General features: G+C 39.4%; 20 protein-coding genes. 18 read left to right on the plus strand and 2 right to left on the minus strand.

Going from position 1 to position 18,855, the window contains the following annotated elements:
• Positions 1-17: 17 nt before the first annotated feature.
• The 18 genes from EL076_RS04830 (at position 18) to EL076_RS04915 (ending at position 16,299) form a co-directional block, all read left to right on the plus strand.
• Positions 18-773 carry an HAD-IIB family hydrolase gene (locus EL076_RS04830; RefSeq protein WP_003097184.1) on the plus strand — a complete coding sequence of 252 codons (756 nt, stop codon included), beginning with the start codon at positions 18-20 and terminating at the stop codon, positions 771-773.
• Between the two features lie 64 nt (positions 774-837).
• Positions 838-1,332, plus strand: a complete 495-nt coding sequence (gene tpx, locus EL076_RS04835) for a thiol peroxidase (RefSeq protein ID WP_048788144.1) — start codon at positions 838-840, stop codon at positions 1,330-1,332.
• A 127-nt stretch (positions 1,333-1,459) separates the two neighbouring features.
• Complete coding sequence (locus EL076_RS04840; RefSeq protein ID WP_126429462.1) at positions 1,460-2,080, plus strand: restriction endonuclease subunit S; 621 nt, start codon at positions 1,460-1,462, stop codon at positions 2,078-2,080.
• An 88-nt stretch (positions 2,081-2,168) separates the two neighbouring features.
• Positions 2,169-2,402 (plus strand): DUF1858 domain-containing protein, encoded by a 234-nt coding sequence (locus EL076_RS04845; RefSeq protein WP_003097182.1) that lies wholly within the window; start codon positions 2,169-2,171, stop codon positions 2,400-2,402.
• Position 2,403: 1 nt separating this feature from the next.
• Complete coding sequence (locus EL076_RS04850; protein WP_126429464.1) at positions 2,404-3,750, plus strand: DUF438 domain-containing protein; 1,347 nt, start codon at positions 2,404-2,406, stop codon at positions 3,748-3,750.
• A gap of 120 nt (positions 3,751-3,870) precedes the next feature.
• Complete coding sequence (gene truB / locus EL076_RS04855) at positions 3,871-4,752, plus strand: tRNA pseudouridine(55) synthase TruB (RefSeq protein ID WP_126429466.1); 882 nt, start codon at positions 3,871-3,873, stop codon at positions 4,750-4,752.
• Entirely contained in the window at positions 4,749-5,660 is a 912-nt protein-coding gene (locus EL076_RS04860) for a bifunctional riboflavin kinase/FAD synthetase (RefSeq protein WP_126429468.1), read from the plus strand. Before truB ends, EL076_RS04860 begins: the two co-directional genes overlap by 4 nt.
• Positions 5,661-5,730: 70 nt before the next feature.
• Positions 5,731-6,144: a Spx/MgsR family RNA polymerase-binding regulatory protein gene (locus tag EL076_RS04865; RefSeq protein WP_003092599.1), complete on the plus strand. Its 414-nt coding sequence runs from the start codon at positions 5,731-5,733 to the stop codon at positions 6,142-6,144.
• Entirely contained in the window at positions 6,137-6,418 is a 282-nt protein-coding gene (locus tag EL076_RS04870; protein ID WP_004182521.1) for a UPF0223 family protein, read from the plus strand. Before EL076_RS04865 ends, EL076_RS04870 begins: the two co-directional genes overlap by 8 nt.
• Positions 6,408-7,175: an inositol monophosphatase family protein gene (locus tag EL076_RS04875; RefSeq protein WP_037621466.1), complete on the plus strand. Its 768-nt coding sequence runs from the start codon at positions 6,408-6,410 to the stop codon at positions 7,173-7,175. The genes EL076_RS04870 and EL076_RS04875 overlap by 11 nt, the downstream gene beginning before the upstream one ends.
• Positions 7,176-7,255: 80 nt before the next feature.
• The gene (locus tag EL076_RS04880; protein ID WP_126429470.1) at positions 7,256-8,566 is read left to right on the plus strand and encodes an RsmF rRNA methyltransferase first C-terminal domain-containing protein; all 1,311 of its coding nucleotides are present in this window, start codon (positions 7,256-7,258) and stop codon (positions 8,564-8,566) included.
• 125 nt (positions 8,567-8,691) lie between these two features.
• Positions 8,692-9,567: a phosphate ABC transporter substrate-binding protein PstS family protein gene (locus tag EL076_RS04885; RefSeq protein WP_126429472.1), complete on the plus strand. Its 876-nt coding sequence runs from the start codon at positions 8,692-8,694 to the stop codon at positions 9,565-9,567.
• A gap of 2 nt (positions 9,568-9,569) precedes the next feature.
• Positions 9,570-10,484: a phosphate ABC transporter permease subunit PstC gene (gene pstC, locus EL076_RS04890; RefSeq protein WP_002890959.1), complete on the plus strand. Its 915-nt coding sequence runs from the start codon at positions 9,570-9,572 to the stop codon at positions 10,482-10,484.
• Positions 10,474-11,358 (plus strand): phosphate ABC transporter permease PstA, encoded by an 885-nt coding sequence (pstA, locus tag EL076_RS04895; RefSeq protein ID WP_003092751.1) that lies wholly within the window; start codon positions 10,474-10,476, stop codon positions 11,356-11,358. Before pstC ends, pstA begins: the two co-directional genes overlap by 11 nt.
• Before the next feature lie 10 nt (positions 11,359-11,368).
• A complete protein-coding gene (pstB, locus tag EL076_RS04900; RefSeq protein WP_003092580.1) occupies positions 11,369-12,172 on the plus strand; it encodes a phosphate ABC transporter ATP-binding protein PstB in 804 nt (267 codons plus the stop codon).
• Between the two features lie 12 nt (positions 12,173-12,184).
• Positions 12,185-12,943: a phosphate ABC transporter ATP-binding protein PstB gene (gene pstB, locus EL076_RS04905; RefSeq protein ID WP_003097173.1), complete on the plus strand. Its 759-nt coding sequence runs from the start codon at positions 12,185-12,187 to the stop codon at positions 12,941-12,943.
• A 28-nt stretch (positions 12,944-12,971) separates the two neighbouring features.
• Positions 12,972-13,625 carry a phosphate signaling complex protein PhoU gene (gene phoU / locus EL076_RS04910; protein WP_037621464.1) on the plus strand — a complete coding sequence of 218 codons (654 nt, stop codon included), beginning with the start codon at positions 12,972-12,974 and terminating at the stop codon, positions 13,623-13,625.
• Positions 13,626-13,758: 133 nt separating this feature from the next.
• Positions 13,759-16,299: a M1 family metallopeptidase gene (locus EL076_RS04915; RefSeq protein WP_126429474.1), complete on the plus strand. Its 2,541-nt coding sequence runs from the start codon at positions 13,759-13,761 to the stop codon at positions 16,297-16,299.
• Between the two features lie 161 nt (positions 16,300-16,460).
• On the opposite strand, the gene xerS is transcribed toward EL076_RS04915, so the two are convergent.
• Both xerS and EL076_RS04925 read right to left on the minus strand, forming a co-directional pair.
• Positions 16,461-17,531, minus strand: a complete 1,071-nt coding sequence (xerS, locus tag EL076_RS04920) for a tyrosine recombinase XerS (protein ID WP_126429476.1) — start codon at positions 17,529-17,531, stop codon at positions 16,461-16,463.
• Between the two features lie 283 nt (positions 17,532-17,814).
• Complete coding sequence (locus EL076_RS04925; protein WP_126429478.1) at positions 17,815-18,804, minus strand: lipoate--protein ligase; 990 nt, start codon at positions 18,802-18,804, stop codon at positions 17,815-17,817.
• Between the last annotated feature and the right edge of the window lie 51 nt (positions 18,805-18,855).

Below are 18,855 nucleotides of genomic sequence, written 5' to 3' on the forward strand. Positions count from 1 at the left end.
TTTGTTATACTATCCCTATGAAATTTGTTTTTGATTTGGATGGAACCCTATGTTTTGATGATATGACCATGTCAAAAGAACTACAAGATGTTCTTTTGACAGCACCAAAATACGGTCATGACATTATTTTTGCAACAGCACGCTCTTACAGAGACTGTCTTAGTATTTTAGAAGGAGGATTGAGAAATCTGACAGTAGTTGGCTTAAACGGTGGTGAAGTCTTTCAAGATGAATGTTTAGTATCACAATACACAATACCTTCTTCTGCTCTAAGAACGATTGTTAGCTACTGTGATACTTATAATCTCCCTTATTTTATTGATGATACCTTTAATTATGCTATTCAAAATCCTGAGCAAATCCCTTTTCTTTCAAATGTTGATCCATTAAACAAAGCAAGAATTTTGCCTGTTCATGAACTTAATGAGCCTATCAAAGTTGTTATTCCACTTGTAGAGCATGAAGATATACGTGAAGACCTTATCTTTAATCTAAACAAACTGGAATGTTTAGACCTTACTTACCATGATATCGAAAGGTGTCTTTACATTAATCCTAAAGGTGTGAGCAAGGCTAGTACTGTTTTAAACCACTTTGGTAAAGACTTTGTAGCTTTTGGAAATGATCAAAATGATATTTCTCTTTTCAAAAATGCTATATATGGAGTGCAAATTGGTGATTATCCCTACCTAAAAAACTTTGCGGATGAGGTTATTCCTGCAATTAATGCAGTTATTGCTGAAAAAATTAGACTACTGTTTGAAAAGTTCTAAACAAATGCTTAGGCTTATTGCTATATTTACAGTACAATAGTAAAAAAAGTATTGGAGGACTAACATGCCAACATTTATTGGAAAACCAGTTACAGTAGCAGAAGACAAACAACTTCAAGTTGGAGATACCTTGCGTGACTTTAACTTGACCACAACAGATTTGACGAAAAAATCACTTTCAGAATTCGATGGAAAGAAAAAAGTTATCTCTATTGTTCCATCAATCGATACTGGTATTTGTTCAACTCAAACACGTACCTTTAACAAGGAATTGTCAGAACTAGATGATACTGTAGTTATCACTATTTCAGCGGACCTACCATTTGCACAAGCTCGTTGGTGTGGTGCTGAAGGTCTTGAAAATGCCATTATGCTTTCTGACTACTATGATAATAGTTTTGGTAAAGATTATGGTGTTCTTATTGAAGAATGGCACTTGTTAGCGCGTGCCGTTTTAGTGGCAGATGCTGACAACAAGATTACTTATGTCGAATATTTGGACAATATCAATACTGATTCAAACTATGAAGCGGCAGTAGCAGCAGTTAAGAGCTTATAAAAAAGAGGTACAGGTCTCTTTTTTATTTTGCCTTTCTTACAGTTTTTACTTGCAAAAGTATTAGCTTCTTGCTATTATTGTATAGCAATACTCAATACGGATAGTAAAATATAAAAAAGGAGATTCAATGTCTGAAAAAGAAAGACCTCAACTGATTATCGATTACGAAGCTAATACAGACAAACTTGTTCGTTTAGGCGATGTTGTTGATCAATTTAAAGGAAAAGCTGTCCCAGCTAAGGCAGAACCTGGTGAATTTGCTGTCATTAATCTATCGGATATGACACCTAACGGTATTGCCTACGATGACCTTAAAACATTTTCTGAGGAACGCCGCAAACTTTTACGATTTCTCTTAGAAGATGGAGATGTTCTTATTGCATCTAAGGGAACTGTACAAAAAGTTGCTGTTTTCGAAGATCAGGGCAAGCGAGAAGTTGTCGCCTCATCAAATATCACAGTATTAAGACCTAAGGAAAAACTCCGTGGTTTCTACATCAAGTTTTTCCTTGAGACAGAGATTGGTCGTACCTATTTAGACTATGCTGATAAGGGAAAGGCTGTCCTAAATTTATCGACGGCTGACCTCTTAGACATCAAAATTCCTGAGATACCAATTGTGAAGCAAGATTACCAAATTGCTGCCTACCTACGTGGGCGTGCTGATTACCACCGTAAGATGATTCGTGCAGAGCAAGAGTGGGAAAACATCCAGCATAATGTCACAGAAGCCCTATTTGGAAATTAATCAAAAGCCATCAAACTAGGATTTGTTGGTCTTTTTTTATTATTCTCGTGTATAATGGTAGTAGTAAATATGTTATTAGGAGGTCATTATGACTACCAACACTATAGATTTATCACAACCCGTCGCAACCATCATTAAAGAGCATCCAGAGGTTAAGGAGTTACTGATTGATCTTGGTTTTAAGCCCTTGTCCAATCCTGCTATGCTAAATACTGTTGGTAAGGTAACCAGTATAAAAGCTGGCTCTAAGTTAGCTAACATTCCCTTGGACAAAATCAAGCAAACCTTACTGTTCAATGGTTATGATGTCATCGGAGACTAACATGGAAAATAATCGTATTCAAATACTCAAAGAAATACTCCTAGATTTACACCATGGAGCCAGTCCTGAAAGTGTTCAAGAACGCTTCAATCAACACTTCAAGGGAGTATCTGCCCTTGAAATCTCTATGATGGAGCATGAATTGATGTCATCTGAAGATGGGGTTACCTTTGAAGATGTTATGAGCCTCTGTAATGTCCACGCTAACCTCTTTAAAGGAGCAATTGCAGATGTGGAAGTGGCGGATGCTGATCAAGAGGGCCACCCTGTTTATGTTTTCAAGCAAGAAAATCTAGCACTTCGTTCAGCCATACTCCGTATCCGACGTATCATTGAAAACATTAGTAAGCCTGAAAATGAAGATTTCAAATCTGACCTACTCAATGGGCTTAGACATCAGATGTCTTTATTGGGACAATTCCATAACCATTACACACGTAAAGAAAAGCTCTTCTTTCCAATTATGGAACGTCATGGCCATGACTCCCCTCCAAAAGTGATGTGGGGAGTAGATGATGATATCCGAAAACTTTTTAGAGCAGCAGAAGCTAAATTAAAAGAACTTCCAGATACTGATTTAGAAGAATTTTCAAAGTCCTTTGAAGCTTTCTCAGAAGAATTTGAAGCCATGATTTTCAAAGAAGAGGCTATCTTGCTTATGATTCTGCTTGAAACCTTCACACAGGATGATTGGCTTTCGATTGCCGAAGAAAGCGATGCCTATGGCTATGCAATAATAAAACCTACAGCTGTCTGGAAACCTAAGCGTGAGCGTTTTGAGGAAGACAATACGGAAACATCGCAAGAAAAGTCTGGTCTAAGCACTGACGAACATACGGGCAATACCCGAATTATTGACACTCCCGAAGGGCAATTCACTATCAGCTTCACTCCAAAACCAAAAACTGAAACTGTCGTAGATAGAGAAACAACGCAACCTTTTGGCAATGGTTATCTTTCTGTGGAGCAGGCCAATCTCATTCTTAACCATCTTCCTTTGGAAATCACTTTCGTCAATAAAGAGGATATTTTCCAGTACTATAATGATAGTGTTCCAGCCAATGAGATGGTCTTTAAACGAACACCTAGCCAAATTGGACGAAACGTTGAACTTTGTCATCCACCAAAAGTGCTTGAAAAGGTCAAGAAAATCTTTGAATTACTAAGAAGTGGGGAGCGTGACCAAGTTCCAATGTGGTTCAAATCTGAACGTTTAGGAAAATTCGTTTATGTTACCTATGCAGCTGTTAGGGATGACAAGGGAGATTTTCAGGGTGTCCTAGAATATGTGCAGGATATTCAGCCTTTCTTTGAACTGAAAAGCGACCTTAATAGAGATATCGATTAAAAAAGCTAGCAGACCCGCGATTGCTTATGACTATTATACTTAAGAGGTTAGAGACTTTGCTCTCTGCCTCTTTATGTTTCTACCTAGCTCTTTAGGATGGCTTTTGATATAATTAAAAGTATGATTTCAGGAATTATTAATCTAAAAAAAGAGGCTGGAATGACCAGTCATGATGCTGTTTTTAAACTACGTAAAATATTACATGAGAAAAAAATTGGGCACGGAGGAACTCTTGATCCAGATGTTACTGGTGTTCTACCTATAGCGGTTGGAAAAGCTACTCGTGTTATTGAATACATGACTGAAGCAGGTAAAGTCTATGAGGGCGAAATCACCATTGGATTTTCAACAACTACCGAGGATACTAGTGGAGAAGTCGTCCAAACAACTCCAATAACAGAGCTAGATGAAGTAACTGTCGATCAGGCAATGGCTAGTTTTGAGGGAGAAATCACACAAATTCCTCCTATGTACTCAGCGGTTAAGGTCAACGGAAAGAAACTTTATGAGTACGCACGCGCTGGTGAAGAAGTAGAGCGTCCACAACGTCAAGTGACAATTACCGAGTTTGTCCGTACCTCTCCTATTGAATTGGAAAACAACACCGCAAAATTCACCTTCCGTGTTGCTTGTAGTAAGGGGACTTATGTCCGTACCTTATCTGTCGATTTGGGTGCTAAACTCGGCTACGCAAGTCATATGTCTGCTCTTCGTCGAACAGCTTCAGCTGGTCTAACCTTAGATAAGGCATTAACTCTCTCTCAAATCTCAGAAATGGTAGAAGCAGGGGATACGTCCTTCCTCCTTCCCATTGAATTCGGTGTTCAGGATTTGCCAGCAGTACAAGTCAATGAAGATGATGCCAAAGAAATCTCATTTGGTCGCTTTATTTCAATTGATAGCCAAGAGCCTTTGGTTGCGGCCTTTTTAGGAGACAAAGTACTAGCCATCATGGAAAAGCGAAATCAAGTTTATAAACCTAGAAAAGTATTAAGTCAATGAAAATAACTTCTATTAACGATTATAAAGATATCCATCAGGATAAGGAAACTGTCCTGGTCTTAGGCTATTTCGATGCGCTTCATCGTGGTCATAAGGTCCTTTTTGATAAGGCACGCCAGATTGCTGACGACAAACAGCTTGAAGTAGCTGTCCTTACCTTTAATGAAAGTCCTCAACTGACTTTTCAACGGTATACGGATGATCTCCTTCTGCACATTACAGCACCTCAAAGACGTTGTGATCTTTTTGAAGCCTATGGAACAGATCAGCTTTATTTAACAGATTTTAATAGTGATTTTGCTCGAACAAGTTCTGACGACTTCATTGCTCGTTATATTAAGCGTTTGAAAGCTCAAGAGGTTGTAGTGGGCTTTGATTACAAGTTTGGACACCATCGAACAGATGCGGACTATTTAGCTCGAAATTTTTCTGGAAGGGTACATGTCATTGAAGAACAACAAAGTGATGGTGAAAAGATTTCATCAACCCGTGTTCGCCAGTTGATTAGAGAAGGTAAGGTTAAAGAGGCAAATTACCTCTTGGGACATGAATTCTCTACACGGGGTATTGTGGTCCACGGAGATGCCCGTGGACGTACCATTGGTTTTCCAACTGCTAATTTAGCACCAATCGACAGAACTTTTCTACCTGCTGATGGCGTCTATGTTGCCGATGTCGTCATTGATGGAAAACGCTATCGTTCTATGACTAGTCTAGGAAAAAATGTCACCTTTGGTGGTACAGAGTTACGTCTTGAAGCCAACATCTTTGATTTTGAAGGTGATATTTATGGAAAGACAATTGAAGTTTTTTGGTTAGATTATATCCGTGATATGATCAAGTTCAATAATATAGACGAGCTATGCGACCAACTGGAAGCGGATAAAAAAATCGCGGAAAAATTTTAAGAAAGCGTAGCCAAAACTAATCAAATAATGTATAATGTTTTAGGAATGTTAAAGTGAAAGGGGTGTTTGCATGGTAACTTTATTTTTATCACCTAGCTGCACCAGCTGTAGGAAAGCACGAGCCTGGTTGACCAATCATGAAGTTGCTTTTGACGAACACAATATCATCACGAGCCCATTAACTCACGATGAGTTGATGAAGATTTTGTCTTACACGGAAAATGGTACTGAAGATATCATTTCAACCCGTTCAAAAGTCTTTCAGAAGCTAAATATCGATGTGGATGATTTGACCATCAAGGAACTCATTCAATTGATTTCTGAATATCCAAATCTTCTTCGTCGACCTATCATTATGGATAACAAACGTATGCAAATCGGTTTTAACGAAGATGAAATTCGTGCCTTTTTGCCTCGTGATTATAGAAAGCAAGAACTGCGTCAAGCGACCATTCGTGCTGAAATTAAGGGTAACAATGACTAAAGGAAATTATTCCTACCCACTCGATCCATCATGGAGCACTGAGGAAATCACCACAGTGCTTCATTTTTTGAGTCAGGTAGAAAAAGCATATGAGAGTAAGGTTGACCGTGATCAGCTCTTGCAGGCCTATAAGGCGTTTAAAACAGTTGTTCCAGGAAAGGCACCTGAAAAGCAACTAGACAAGGCCTTTGAAGAAGCTAGCGGTTTTTCAACCTATCAAGCTGTCAAAGCTGCTAAAGCAAAAGATAAAGGATTTGTATCACTTGGAAAATAAACTGATTTTCGCCAAAGAAATCATCAAAGAAGCTGGTGCTTTTATTAAAGAAAGTTTAAGCAAAACAATCACAGTCGAAGAAAAGACGGCTTTTGATGATTTAGTTACTAATATTGACAAACAAACACAAGATTTACTCGTGGCACGTATTAAATCTTCCTTTCCTTCAGACAATATTTTCGCTGAAGAAAATGGCTTGGTGCATAATATCAAAGATGGGAACGTCTGGGTCTTGGATCCTATTGATGGAACGGTCAATTTTATTGTCCAACAAGATAATTTTTGTGTGATGATTGCCTACTATGAAGAGGGGCAAGGGAAATTTGGTCTCATTTATAATGTCATGGCTGATCAACTTTTCTATGGTGGTGGCCAGTTTGATGTGTATTGTAATGACAAATTGCTTCCAGCCTATAAAAGTCGACCTTTAGACCGGTGCCTAGTCGCTAGCAATGGAGCGATGTATGCTAAAAATTTTCACGGCTTAAAAGACCTTATTGATAAGACCTTGGGTGTTCGTGTCTACGGTGGTGCTGGTTTAAGCATGTCAAAAGTCCTATCTGGTCAAATTTTAGCTTACTTTTCAGTTATTTACCCTTGGGACTATGCTGCAGCAAGTATTATGGGAGAAAAATTGGGTTATCATCTTGAGACCATTACCGGAGAACCACTGGATTATTCTAGTCGTCAAGCTGTAATGCTTGTGCCTAAAGACAGACTTGAAGAAATCAAGGATATTATGGGCTCAGAAAATTAATTTAAAACAAAAAACCATACTGGACAAATCAGAACAGCAAGTTCTCTTGGTTAGTCCAGTTTTTTGATAGAAAGGAAACTATGCAATTTCCATCAGACTTTATAGAAAAATATAATAACTTCCTTGGAGATGAAGCGAAGGACTTCTTTGCATCTTTTGACCAAGAAGCCGTGTCCGCCTACCGTACTAACCCTCTGAAAAAGCAACAGAAGGACTTTCCTGATGCTATTCCTGAAACACCTTGGGGCCATTACGGTAAAATTTCTGGAAAATCTGCCGATCATGCAACTGGTTTGGTTTATTCTCAGGAACCAGCTGCTCAAATGGTTGCTCAAGTGGCAGCTCCGGCCAAGGGAAGTCGTGTCTTAGACTTGGCAGCTGCTCCGGGCGGAAAGTCTACTCATCTTCTAAGCTACTTAGATAATACTGGACTGCTCGTCAGCAATGAAATCAATCCCAAGCGTAGTAAAATTCTGGTTGAAAACATAGAACGTTTTGGGGCGAGAAATGTTGTTGTGACTAACACGTTAGCTGATAAGCTAGCCAAAGTTTTCAAAAATTACTTTGATACGATCGTCTTTGATGGACCATGTTCTGGTGAAGGAATGTTCCGCAAGGATCCTAAAGCAATCCAATATTGGCACAAGGATTATCCTAGTGAACTGGCACAATTGCAGAAGGATATTCTGTCAGACGGATTGAAGATGCTCGCTCCTGGTGGTCAATTGATCTACTCAACCTGTACCTGGTCTCCTGAGGAAAACGAAGGGGTTGTTGCTTGGATTTTAGAAAATTACCCTGATCTTGAATTAGTGCAAATCCCTAAATGGAATGGCATGAGTGATGGAATTGATTTTCCAGAAACAGCTAGAATGTATCCACACCATTTCAAAGGTGAAGGCCAGTTTATAGCAAAATTCCAGGATAAGCGCGTCCCTGAGCAGACACGTATCAAAGAAGGAAAATCTAACCTAAACAAGGAGCAGAAGCAACATTGGGAAGATTTTGCAAAAAAACACCTTAAGACTAGTCTAAATGGTTTACTCCAAGTTTTTGGGGACAATCTCTATCTGCTTCCTAAGGGACTTCCAGATCTTTCTAAAGTAAAAATCGCTCGTAACGGTCTGCATCTTGGTGTCTTCAAGAAAAAACGTTTCGAACCAAGTTTTGCGCTTGGAATTGCGTTAACCTCTGATGAAGTTGTTTCAAGTATAGAGCTAACTCAAGACCAGTTTGCCCAATATGTTTCTGGTAATGTGCTCACTCTAGATCAAACGCAACCAAACGGTTGGTATCAGCTTTTAGTGGATGGCAATGGTTTTGGATTTGCCAAAATCGTTGGAAACACGGTTAAAAACTACTATCCTAAAGGATTAAGATTCCTTGTATAAGGGTCTGTAATCAAACTTTAATATGACTTAATTATCTTATACTTGGTATAATTATATAGATGTCTTTTAATAGCATATATATAAGACACTATCTTACTTATGTTACAAAATGTCGGAGGACAAAAATGAAAAAAACAAAAGTCCTTGCAGTGATTCTGTCACTGACAATGGCCATGCTAGTCTTAACTGGCTGTGCCTCTTGGATTGACCGTGGCCAGTCCATTACAGCAGTTGGTTCTACGGCCCTTCAACCCTTAGTGGAGGCGGCAGCAGATGGGTTCGCTGAAAAGAACCCTGAGAATATCGTTAACGTCCAAGGTGGTGGTTCTGGTACTGGACTTTCTCAGGTACAATCCGGTGCCGTTCAAATCGGAAACAGTGACCTTTTTGCCGAGGAAAAATCTGGAATAGATGCCAGTAAGCTTGTTGACTATCAAGTTGCCGTTGCAGGGATTGCAGTTATTACAAACAAAGAAGTCTCTGTAGATAACTTGACAACAGAACAACTGCGTAAGATTTTCACTGGTGAAATCACAAACTGGAAACAGCTTGGTGGTAAAGACCTAGAGATTACTATTATTAACCGTGCAGCTAGCTCAGGATCGCGCGCAACTTTCGATGCAGTGATTATGGATGGTAAATCACCAATCCGTACCCAAGAGCAAGATTCTAATGGTATGGTTAAGTCAATCGTTGCTCAGACACCAGGTGCTATTTCATACCTATCATTTGCTTACCTTGATGATTCTGTTAAAACATTGAAGTTAAATGGATTTGAACCCAAAGCTGAAAATGTTGCAACTAACGATTGGCCGATTTGGTCCTACGAACATATGTATACCAAGGGAAAACCGGATAGCTATACCAAACAATTCTTAGATTACATGATGAGTGACGAAGTCCAAGAAAACGTCGTCGCAAAAATGGGTTACATTTCCATTCATAGCATGAAAGTTACCAAGGATGCTGATGGTAACGTCTCAAAGAAGAGTGAGGAGTAAGCATGAAAAATGAAGAATTGGTGAAACAATTAACATCACCCTCTAAAAATTCACGCCTCGAGAAGTTTGGTAAAACAATCACTTTCCTTTGCCTGGCTTTGATTGTTTTCATCGTGGCGATGATTTTACTTTTCGTTGCTCAAAAAGGGCTGGCGACTTTCTTTGTCAATAAAGTTAGCTTGGTCGAGTTTCTCTTTAGTGGTGATTGGTCACCATCTGAAGGCAAATTCGGAGCTCTACCAATGATTTTGGGATCATTCGTAGTGACTTTACTTTCAGCCTTGGTTGCAACCCCATTTGCCATTGGAGCAGCCATCTTTATGACTGAGATTTCTCCTAAAGGGGCTAAATTCCTACAACCCGCCATCGAACTTTTGGTCGGGATTCCATCCGTTGTTTATGGATTTATTGGTCTCCAAGTCGTGGTTCCATTTGTTCGCTTAATTTTTGGTGGAACAGGTTTTGGTATTCTTTCAGGTACCTTTGTCTTGTTCGTCATGATTCTACCAACCGTAACCTTTATGACAACAGATACGCTTCGTGCAGTGCCTCGTCACTATCGTGAAGCTAGTCTAGCAATGGGAGCTACACGTTGGCAAACGATTTGGCGTGTGACACTTAATGCGGCTAAACCAGGTATTTTCACGGCCGTTATCTTTGGTATGGCCCGTGCCTTTGGTGAGGCTCTAGCCATCCAAATGGTTGTCGGAAATTCCGCAGTGATTCCAACTTCTTTAACGACACCAGCAGCAACATTGACATCTGTCTTGACTATGGGAATCGGGAATACAGTCATGGGTACTGTTTCAAACAATGTCCTTTGGTCTCTCGCCTTGGTGCTCTTATTGATGAGTCTTGGTTTTAATATGTTGGTAAAATTCATTACCCGTGAGAGAAAGAGAAATTATGAACGCTAAAAAAATTGATAAAATTGCCATCAGCACGCTTTATGTGATTGCTGGCATTATTGTAACAATCCTGGCAGCCTTGATTCTCTATATCTTGGTTCGCGGGATACCACACATCAGCTGGTCATTCCTGACTAGTCGATCATCTTCCTACAAAGCTGGTGGAGGAATTGGGGTTCAACTCTACAATTCATTCTTCCTTTTGGTTATTACCTTGATTATTTCTGTGCCTCTTTCAATGGGAGCTGGCATCTTCTTATCAGAATATGCTAAAAAAGGACGACTTACCAACTTTGTCCGTACCTGTATTGAAATCCTATCTTCACTACCTTCAGTGGTGGTCGGACTCTTTGGTTATTTGATTTTCGTTGTCCAATTTCAGTATGGATTTTCAATCCTATCAGGTGCCTTGGCCTTAACTGTCTTTAACTTGCCACAAATGACTCGTACTGTTGAAGATAGCTTAAGAACCGTTCACCATACCCAACGTGAAGCTGGCCTAGCTCTAGGCTTGTCTCGATGGGAAACTGTCTGTCACGTTGTTGTTCCAGAAGCCTTACCTGGTATTGTTACTGGTATCGTTCTTGCTTCTGGTCGTATTTTCGGGGAAGCAGCAGCACTTATCTACACAGCAGGTCAATCGGCACCAGCACTTAACTGGAGCGACTGGAATCCGCTTAGCATCTCTAGTCCAATTTCGATTTTCCGTCAAGCAGAGACACTTGCTGTTCACATCTGGAAGGTCAACTCAGAAGGTACGACACCTGACGCCACTGCAGTATCTGCTGGTTCAGCAGCAGTGCTCTTGATTTTCATTCTGATTTTCAACTTTGGTGCACGTCGTTTGGGAGCTTACCTCCATAAGAAATTAACATCCGCTTAAAGGAGTTATCATGACAAAATATAATTGGGACGAGCGTCATATTATTACCTTCCCAGAGAAGGAGCTCGCTCTTGAAACAAAGGACTTGCATGTCTACTATGGTCAAAAAGAAGCCATCAAAGGCATTGACATGCAATTCGAGAAAAATAAAATCACAGCTCTTATTGGCCCTTCAGGATGCGGGAAATCAACCTTTCTTCGTAGCCTAAACCGTATGAATGATACGATTGATATTGCTAAGGTTACTGGACAAATCCTTTATCAAGGCGTCGATGTCAATGCAAGTAATATCAATGTTTATGAAATGCGTAAACATATTGGAATGGTTTTCCAACGTCCAAATCCATTCGCCAAGTCTATTTACAGAAATATCACCTTTGCTCACGAACGTAAAGGTGTAAGAGATAAGCAAACCTTGGACGAGATTGTTGAAACATCACTTAAGCAAGCTGGACTTTGGGATCAAGTTAAAGATGACCTTCATAAATCTGCCTTTACCCTTTCAGGTGGTCAGCAACAACGTCTTTGTATTGCAAGAGCTATTGCCGTGAAACCGCAGATTCTCCTCATGGACGAACCTGCAGCTTCATTGGACCCTGTAGCTACTATGCAGCTCGAAGAGACCATGTTTGAACTTAAGGAAGATTACTCTATTATCATCGTGACGCACAATATGCAACAAGCAGCGCGTGCTAGTGATTATACAGCATTCTTCTACCTTGGTGATCTTATCGAATATGATGAAACCAAGAAAATCTTCCAAGACGCTGCCCTACAGTCGACCAATGACTATGTATCAGGACGTTTTGGATAGAAAGGAGCACTCATGACTGAACCTATCATTTCAATTAATGATTTATCGGTGTATTTCAATAAGAAAAAAGCCCTCAATAATGTGACAATGGATTTCTATCCAAATGAAATCACGGCCCTTATCGGTCCTTCAGGATCCGGGAAATCAACCCTGCTCCGCTCTATCAACCGAATGGGAGATTTAAACCCCGAGTGGACACTTACTGGTGCTGTTTCCTACAATGGTCACAATGTCTACAGTCCTCGAACAGATACCGTTGAACTCCGTAAAGAAATCGGAATGGTCTTCCAACAACCCAATCCTTTTCCAATGTCTATCTATGAAAACGTGGTTTATGGCCTTCGTATCAATGGAATCAAAGATAAGACTGTCCTTGACAAAGCAGTAGAAGAGTCACTAAAAGGTGCTTCAATCTGGGAAGAGGTCAAAGACCGTCTCCATGACTCAGCGCTTGGACTTTCAGGAGGACAACAGCAACGTGTCTGTATTGCACGGGTTCTTGCTACATCTCCAAAGGTTATCCTTCTTGATGAACCAACCTCAGCCCTCGACCCTATCTCCGCTGGTAAAATTGAGGAGACCCTATATAACCTTAAAGACCAATACACCTTGCTATTAGTCACACGTTCTATGCAACAGGCAAGCCGCATCTCACAACGAACCACCTTTTTCCTCGATGGAGAACTCATTGAGTATTCATCAACAAAAGACATGTTCCTAAATCCACAACATAAAGAAACAGAAGATTATATTACCGGTAAATTCGGTTAAGAAAGGACAGATTACTAAAATAATTATGATGTTACGAACACCCTTCGAAGAAGAATTAGAAAAACTCCACAACCAATTTTACGCTATGGGTACAGAGGTTGCAGCTCAGCTTAAGAAAGCTGTACGTGCCTTTATCAGCCATGATCGTGATTTGGCTAAGGAAGTTATTGAAAATGACGAAATCATCAATAACTACGAAACCAAACTTGAGAAAAAATCACTTGAAATTATTGCTCTACAGCAACCTGTATCAAGTGATTTGCGTACAGTTATCACCGCACTTAAAGCATCTAGCGACGTTGAGCGTATGGGTGACCATGCCGTTGCTGTCGCTAAAGCAACCATCCGCATTAAAGGTGAAGAACGGATAACTGAAATTGAAGCTGAAATCAAGAAAATGGGGAAAGCAGTTCGCCACATGGTCGAGGATGCTCTAGATGTTTACTTGAACAGTGACGAACAACGCGCTTATGAAATCGCAGCTTCAGATGAAATCATTGATAACTATTTCCGTGATATTCAGGCCATGACAGTAGAAGGTGTTCGTAAGAATCCTGATGCTGCCTTCGCTGCCAAAGAATATTTCCAAGTACTTATGTATTTGGAACGTATCGGCGACTATGCCCGCAATCTCTGCGAGTGGGTTGTCTACCTCAAATCTGGTAAAATCATTGAACTGTAGGCAAAGCTTCCAATCTATGTTATAATGGGTCTGTATTAAATAATTCAGACCCTTTTCTTTTGTAAAAGAGTCTAATATCGAAACATTTGTCAGTCTGTTTCGATACGAAAAGTTAGATTAGGAGTATATACGTATGACAGCATCTGTTGCTCGTTTTATCGAAAGTTTCATCCCTGAAAATTACAATCTTTTCTTGGACATTAATCGTTCTGAAAAGACCTTTACAGGGAATGTTGCCATTACAGGTGAAGCCTTTGATAATCACATCTCCCTTCACCAAAAAGACCTTACCATTAATTCAGTTCTCTTGGATAATGAATCCTTGAACTTCCAAATGGATGATGCCAATGAGGCTTTCCATATTGAACTCCCAGAAACTGGGGTTCTAACAATGTTCATCGAATTTTCTGGCCGCATCACAGATAATATGACTGGTATTTATCCATCATATTACACTTACAATGGTGAAAAGAAGGAAATTATTTCAACACAGTTTGAATCTCATTTCGCCCGTGAAGCTTTTCCTTCTGTTGATGAACCAGAAGCAAAAGCGACTTTTGATCTCTCATTGAAATTTGACGCTGAAGAAGGCGATACTGCCTTGTCAAACATGCCAGAAATCAATAGCCATTTGCGTGAGGAAACTGGAGTTTGGACATTTGAGACAACACCTCGCATGTCAACATACCTTCTCGCCTTTGGTTTCGGTGCTCTCCAGGGTAAAACAGCCAAAACACAAAATGGCACTGAAGTTGGTGTCTTCGCTACAGTTGCACAAGCAGAAAATAGCGTCGACTTCGCTCTTGATATTGCCGTTCGTGTCATCGACTTCTATGAAGACTACTTCCAAGTCAAGTATCCTATCCCATTATCATACCACCTTGCTCTTCCTGACTTCTCAGCGGGTGCCATGGAAAACTGGGGTCTCGTTACCTATCGTGAAGTTTACCTCCTTGTAGATGAAAATAGCTCAGCTGAAAGCCGCCAACAAGTTGCCCTTGTTGTTGCCCACGAATTGGCTCACCAATGGTTCGGTAACCTTGTTACCATGAAATGGTGGGATGATTTATGGCTTAACGAAAGTTTTGCCAACATGATGGAGTATGTTTCAGTGGATGCTATTGAACCAAGCTGGAACATCTTTGAAGATTTCCAAACAACTGGTGTGCCTCATGCTCTTCAACGTGACGCAACAGACGGAGTACAGTCCGTCCACATGGAAGTTAATCATCCAGACGAGATTAATACCCTCTTTGATAGTGCTATTGTTTATGCCAAAGGTAGCCGTCTTATGCATATGCTCCGCCGTTGGTTGGGCGATGAAGCCTTTGCCAAAGGGCTTAAAGCTTACTTTGAAAAACACCAATATAACAATACTGTTGGACGTGACCTTTGGAATGCTCTTTCGGATGCTTCAGGTAAGGATGTTTCTAGCTTCATGGATACATGGTTAGAGCAACCAGGTTACCCTGTGGTTAGTGCAGAAGTTGTTGATGATACGCTTATCCTTAGTCAAAAACAATTCTTTATTGGTGAACATGAAGACAAAGGACGTCTTTGGGAGATTCCATTGAATACAAACTGGAATAGGCTTCCAGATACACTTTCAGAAGAGCGTATTGAGATTCCAAATTATAGCCAGCTTGCTACCGAAAATAATGGTGCTCTCCGTCTTAATACAGCTAATACAGCACATTACATCACAGACTATCAAGGACAACTCTTGGACAATATCTTAGAGGATTTTGTAAACCTTGATACTGTAAGTAAACTTCAAATTTTACAAGAACGCCGTCTTCTAGCGGAAAGTGGACGTATCTCGTATGCAAGCCTAGTTGCTCTTCTTGATCTTGTCGAAAAGGAAGAAAGCTTCTTGATTTCTCAAGCTAAATCTCAAATCCTTGCTGGTTTGAAACGCTTTATCGATGAAGATACAGAAACAGAAGTGCATTATAAAGCCTTAGTATGTCGTCAATTTCAAAATGACTTTGAACACCTTGGTTTCGATGCCAAAGAAGGAGAGTCTGATGAAGATGAAATGGTCCGTCAAACAGCTCTTAGCTACTTGATTCAAGCAGACTATCAACCAGCAGTCCTTGCAGCAGCAAGTGTTTTCCAAGCCCATAAAGAAAACATCGAAAGTATTCCAGCAAGTGTCCGTGGCCTTGTCCTCATCAACCAAATGAAACAAGAAAACAGTCTTTCTCTTGTTGAAGAGTATGTTAATGCATACGTAGCAACAAACGACAGTAACTTCCGTCGTCAATTGACTCAAGCACTTTCATACCTTAAAAATCAAGAAGGTCTTGACTACGTACTAGGTAAACTTAAAGATAAAAACGTTGTTAAACCGCAAGATTTGTATCTATGGTATATGAACTTCCTCAGCAAATCTTTTGCTCAAGAAACCGTTTGGAATTGGGCTAAAGAAAACTGGGAGTGGATTAAAGCAGCCCTTGGTGGTGATATGAGCTTTGATAGCTTTGTTAATATCCCAGCAGGAATCTTTAAAACGAAAGAACGTCTTGACCAATATATTGCATTCTTCGAGCCACAAACAAGTGACAAAGCTTTGGAACGTAATATTTTGATGGGAATTAAAACAATTGCTGCACGCGTAGACTTGATTGAAAAAGAAAAAGCTGCGGTTGAATCAGCTCTTAAAGATTATTAATATAAAAAACAAGCTTTCCATGAAGGAGAGTTTGTTTTTGTTCACAATCATTTACATAATTTTAGTTTTGTTAACAATCGTGAATAAAATTAGTTTGATATAATTAAATTTATGTAAAATAAAAATAATCAAGCCAAATAGGAATGGTTATGATTGGTTAATTATAAATTATCTAGAGCATTTTTTTGCTCATCATTTACAATATGGGTGTAAAGATCAGTGACCTGAGTGGAAGCATGACCAAGTTGATGACTAACTAAAACTTGAGACTTAGTAGCATCATAAAGACGTGTTGCCAGAGTATGGCGTAGTTTGTGAGGAGTAACACGAATCTTGAAATCCTGAGAATACTTAGCAACCATTTTTTCGATACTTGAAGCATCGATACGGTTTGGAACCCCTCGATATTCTGTTAAAAATAGGGCAAGGTCTTGCTTTTCAGCCTTATAGCGTTTATCACGTATGTTAAGATAATTTTCAAGATAGGGTCTTGCAAAACTCGCCACATTAACGGAGTCCCGTTTGCCACCTTTTCGAGTGACGTCAATGACCATCATTTTTAAATTTATATCTTTAAGGTCTAGATTAACAGCCTCAGATAGTCGAACACCTGAAGCCAGCAGCAAGGCAATGATAGCTAAATCACGCTCTTTATTCTTATAAAACGAAGATTTAGCACGATTTGAGAGCTTGACTTCATATTCATTTTCTACATAATCAAGGAAATCCATGGTTTCATCGCCTAGAAAAAGTTTTTGTTTGATATTCTCAGCACGTGCAGCCAAGGTTTCTTTCTTTTTCTTAGTCGAAACTTTTTTCATGACGTTACGATAGAAATATGGTTCACCATCAGGTCCCTCGACCTCCTCAGTTAAATACTTATAGAGACTAGATAATGCTGAAAGCGTACGATTAATGGTTGTTTGAGAGACACCTTGTTTCTTGGAGTAGGTATTTAAAGATGGACGTTCACGTAGATAGAGGACAAACGATTCCATATCTTTTTTAGTTAGATTTTCCAAGGTTTTGATATCAATTGAGGCAATATCATCAGCATCTGAAATACCTGAGTCAATCAACCAGTCAAAAAAGCGTTTATATTCCTTGAGATATTCATATAAGGTCGTGAAAGAATACGGTACCGATAGTTTAGATTGATAATACTCCAAAACAAACCAAGGCATAAGAGATTTGTATTCTTCAATTTTTTCTAGTAAGAGTTCACGTTTCATTAATTTTATTCTCCATAATTACTTAATAGAAGTATATCACACCCTCATATTTCTTTCAAGAAAATTATAGTTTTTCGGAAAGATGTTGTGGGGTATTTTTCTCTTATATGGGCTTTTTAGGTTCGTTGGCCTATTTTATAAAATGACTAACTTAGTCAATCATAAAGGAACTTTCAGAGTATCATGTGAATTTGATTCTGGAAATTATTTAAAGTTTACTTTAGACAATATAGAAACTCACCAAAAAAACAACCTAGAGTTTTCCGGGTTGTTTAAATAATGATTAAGCTGCGATAGCTTTTGCAACCTCCTCGGTTGTCATGCGTGAGAAATAATGTGTTGTGTCGATGGTTTTAAGTTTAGCCAAGACATCTTCGTACTCGTAAGGTACACCGACCAGCAGCTCTTCAATATCAGATACATCCCCGATACCAAAGAAATCTCCGTAAATCTTAACAGATTTGATAATTGAATTTTCAACATTCGCATAAGTTGAAATCTTACCTGCTGGGTAACGAACGTTACGCTCTACTGTGTATTCTGGCGACTGTCCGTAAGTCCAATCCCAGGTATTGAATTGTTTCTCATAAGACTCTTGAATCTTAGCCAATTCGTCTTCAGAAAGGACGTATTCAGTCATTTCTGGGTAGAATTCTTTCATTTTTTCCAAGATTTTATCTGAGAATTCATTTACAGTGATTTTTTCTGGCAATTCGTCTACAATATTTGTCACACGAGCTCGTACAGATTTAACACCTTTTGATTCAATTTTGTCTTTGCTGACTTTAAGGGCTTGGCCAAGAACCGACATATCAACGTCAAAAAGCAAGCAACCATGGTGCATCATACGACCTTTATAGTAAGCTTGAGCATTTCCACAAAACTTTTTACCATCGATTTCAAGGTCATTTCGACCGGTAAATTCAGCTTTAACTCCCAAATCAGCAAGTGTTGCGATTACCGGTTGAGAGAAAGTCTTAAAGTCAAATGCTCCTTCATCTGCCTTGTTAGAGATGATAGTATAGTTGAGGTTGTTCAAATCGTGATAAACAGCGCCACCACCAGATAAACGACGAACGACCTTGATACCATGAGCATCTGTATATTCTTTGTTAATCTCTTGAATGGTATTTTGGTGTTTACCAACAATGATAGCTGGACGGTTAATCCAAAGAATGAACAATTCATCTTCATTTACCAATTCACGAAAGGCATAGGCTTCCAAAGCAATATTATAGGCAGGGTCATTTGATGTGTTTACAATATATTTCATGAGGTCTCCTCTTGTAATGTGATACTTATATTATAAAGGAAAACGGTGACA

The organism is Streptococcus vestibularis (assembly GCF_900636445.1).
GTDB lineage: Bacteria > Bacillota > Bacilli > Lactobacillales > Streptococcaceae > Streptococcus > Streptococcus vestibularis.

What these genes read in the sequence shown, in the direction of transcription:
- EL076_RS04830 (WP_003097184.1), top strand. Translation starts at nt 18, where the DNA reads ATGAAATTTGTTTTTGATTTGGATGGAACCCTATGTTTTGATGATATG.
- tpx (WP_048788144.1), top strand. Translation starts at nt 838, where the DNA reads ATGCCAACATTTATTGGAAAACCAGTTACAGTAGCAGAAGACAAACAA.
- EL076_RS04840 (WP_126429462.1), top strand. Translation starts at nt 1,460, where the DNA reads ATGTCTGAAAAAGAAAGACCTCAACTGATTATCGATTACGAAGCTAAT.
- EL076_RS04845 (WP_003097182.1), top strand. Translation starts at nt 2,169, where the DNA reads ATGACTACCAACACTATAGATTTATCACAACCCGTCGCAACCATCATT.
- EL076_RS04850 (WP_126429464.1), top strand. Translation starts at nt 2,404, where the DNA reads ATGGAAAATAATCGTATTCAAATACTCAAAGAAATACTCCTAGATTTA.
- truB (WP_126429466.1), top strand. Translation starts at nt 3,871, where the DNA reads ATGATTTCAGGAATTATTAATCTAAAAAAAGAGGCTGGAATGACCAGT.
- EL076_RS04860 (WP_126429468.1), top strand. Translation starts at nt 4,749, where the DNA reads ATGAAAATAACTTCTATTAACGATTATAAAGATATCCATCAGGATAAG.
- EL076_RS04865 (WP_003092599.1), top strand. Translation starts at nt 5,731, where the DNA reads ATGGTAACTTTATTTTTATCACCTAGCTGCACCAGCTGTAGGAAAGCA.
- EL076_RS04870 (WP_004182521.1), top strand. Translation starts at nt 6,137, where the DNA reads ATGACTAAAGGAAATTATTCCTACCCACTCGATCCATCATGGAGCACT.
- EL076_RS04880 (WP_126429470.1), top strand. Translation starts at nt 7,256, where the DNA reads ATGCAATTTCCATCAGACTTTATAGAAAAATATAATAACTTCCTTGGA.
- EL076_RS04885 (WP_126429472.1), top strand. Translation starts at nt 8,692, where the DNA reads ATGAAAAAAACAAAAGTCCTTGCAGTGATTCTGTCACTGACAATGGCC.
- pstC (WP_002890959.1), top strand. Translation starts at nt 9,570, where the DNA reads ATGAAAAATGAAGAATTGGTGAAACAATTAACATCACCCTCTAAAAAT.
- pstA (WP_003092751.1), top strand. Translation starts at nt 10,474, where the DNA reads ATGAACGCTAAAAAAATTGATAAAATTGCCATCAGCACGCTTTATGTG.
- pstB (WP_003092580.1), top strand. Translation starts at nt 11,369, where the DNA reads ATGACAAAATATAATTGGGACGAGCGTCATATTATTACCTTCCCAGAG.
- pstB (WP_003097173.1), top strand. Translation starts at nt 12,185, where the DNA reads ATGACTGAACCTATCATTTCAATTAATGATTTATCGGTGTATTTCAAT.
- phoU (WP_037621464.1), top strand. Translation starts at nt 12,972, where the DNA reads ATGTTACGAACACCCTTCGAAGAAGAATTAGAAAAACTCCACAACCAA.
- EL076_RS04915 (WP_126429474.1), top strand. Translation starts at nt 13,759, where the DNA reads ATGACAGCATCTGTTGCTCGTTTTATCGAAAGTTTCATCCCTGAAAAT.
- xerS (WP_126429476.1), bottom strand. Translation starts at nt 17,531, where the DNA reads ATGAAACGTGAACTCTTACTAGAAAAAATTGAAGAATACAAATCTCTT.
- EL076_RS04925 (WP_126429478.1), bottom strand. Translation starts at nt 18,804, where the DNA reads ATGAAATATATTGTAAACACATCAAATGACCCTGCCTATAATATTGCT.